We start from the raw sequence: 2,253 nt of genomic DNA, 5'->3' as shown, positions 1-2,253 counted from the left end.
ATTGGCGCCAATGTCGTCAATAAGAGTCAGGCCAAAGAGATCGCCCAATTCATTCGATCCACCATCGACCGCATGGACCTTCGGCACATTTCTTCTCCAATGGTGGATGAGATGGTCAAGGCCAAGCTGGCCGAATACGGCCTGAATGCCCAAGGGCCGGTGAGATTGACCCGGGACATGTTCATCAGAAACGGCATCGACCTTTCCGCCAACGCCAAAACCGTCCTGGAACGGCGCTATCTGAAGAAGGATACGGATGGCAGGATTCAGGAGACCCCGGCCCAGATGTTTCACCGGGTGTCCCGGCATATCGCCCAGGCGGAGAAAATGTACGACGAGAACGCAGACATCCAGAAGATCACCGAGCAGTTCTATGCCCTCATGACCGATTTCAAGTTTCTGCCCAACTCGCCCACCCTGATGAATGCCGGCAGGCGCCTGGGGCAGCTGGCGGCCTGTTTTGTGCTGCCCATCGAGGACAGCATGGAGGGCATATTCGATTCGCTGAAAAATGCGGCTGTAATCCATAAATCGGGCGGCGGCACCGGCTTTTCGTTCTCCCGGCTGCGGCCCAAGAACTCCATGGTCGGCACCACCGGCGGCATTGCCTCCGGTCCCATTTCCTTCATGAAAATCTTCAACACGGCCACCGAACAGGTCAAGCAGGGCGGGACCCGCCGTGGCGCCAACATGGCCATCCTGCGCGTGGATCACCCGGACATCATCGAATTCATCCACTGCAAGTCCACCAATACCGAGTTGAACAATTTCAACATCTCGGTGGGCATCACCGAAGCCTTCATGGAGGCGGTCAAAGCCGATGACGATTACGATCTGGTGGATCCCCGGGGGCGCCAGACGGTGGGAACACTCAATGCCCGGGAGGTCTATTCGGCGCTAATCCAACAAGCCTGGAAAAACGGTGATCCGGGGATCGTATTCCTCGACCGCATTAACCGGGACAACCCCACGCCGGCATTGGGCGAGATCGAGAGCACCAACCCCTGCGGCGAGCAGCCCTTGCTGCCCATGGAAGCCTGTAACTTAGGGTCCATCAACCTATCCAAGTTCGTGGTCGACGATCAGGGTGAGGCGAAGGTCGATTTTGATGCCCTGAAAGAGACCGTGTGGACATCGGTTCGCTTTTTGGACAACACCATCGACATGTCCCGCTATCCCCTGCCGGCCATCGACGCGATGGTCAAAGGCAACCGCAAGATCGGTCTGGGAATCATGGGTTTTGCCGATCTGCTTTTCCAGCTGGCCATTCCCTACAACAGCGAGAAGGCCCTGGACGTGGCGGAGGAAATCATGGGTTTTATCCAGACCGAATCCCACCGGGCCTCTCTGGCCCTGGCCGAGCAGCGCGGGGTGTTTCCCAATTATGAACAGAGCCGTTACCACGGTGACAGCCTGTCGGCCTATCGCAATGCCACCACCACCACCATCGCGCCTACCGGAACCCTGAGCATTATCAGCAACTGCTCGTCCGGCATCGAGCCGCTTTTTGCATTGAGTTTCGTACGTACGGTCATGGACAACGACAGACTCACGGAGGTCAATCCCCACTTCGAGGCTGCGGCGCGACGGCAAGGATTTTACTCCGAGGCGCTCATGGAGGCTGTTGCCGGAGCCGGAACCATCGCCCACATGGACGAGATCCCGGAGAGGGTGAAGCAGATTTTCGTCACCGCCCACGACATTTCACCGGAATGGCATCTGCGCATGCAGGCGGCCTTTCAAAAACACACGGACAACGCCGTATCCAAGACGGTCAACCTGGCCCGGGACGCCACGGTGGCGGATGTGCAGAAGATTTACGACCTGGCCTGGGAGCTGGGCTGTAAGGGCGTCACCATCTACCGGGACGGCAGCAAGGAGAACCAGGTGCTCTCCTTTTCGACCGACAAAAAGGAGGCGGATGGCTTCATGACCGCCGTCCGCAAGCGGCCCGATACCCTGAATGGATTTACCACCCGGGTAAAGACCGGACTGGGGCAACTCTACGTGACGGTGACCGATTACCACGGCCAACCTTTCGAGGTCTTTGCCACCATCGGTAAATCGGGCCGGTCCACCACGGCCAAGACCGAGGCCATCGGACGGCTGGTCTCCCTGGCCTTTCGATCGGGCGTTACCGTGGACAAGGTGGTGGACCAGCTCAAGGGAATCGGCGGCGAGCACCCCGTTTTTCAAAATGGGGGCCTGGTGCTCTCCATTCCCGATGCGATCGCGCGGGTATTGGAACAGCAT

1 protein-coding gene is annotated in these 2,253 nt (G+C 58.5%); it reads left to right on the top strand.

Annotated elements, in window-relative coordinates; translation table 11 throughout:
• A partial coding sequence (locus ABYV26_RS24575) for a vitamin B12-dependent ribonucleotide reductase (RefSeq protein WP_372683983.1) occupies positions 1–2,253 on the top strand: 2,253 nt, incomplete at both ends.

The organism is Desulfosarcina sp. (assembly GCF_041551955.1).
GTDB lineage: Bacteria > Desulfobacterota > Desulfobacteria > Desulfobacterales > Desulfosarcinaceae > Desulfosarcina.
Note: the sequence above shows the minus strand (reverse complement) of the source record. Positions and strands in the feature narration are given on the sequence as shown.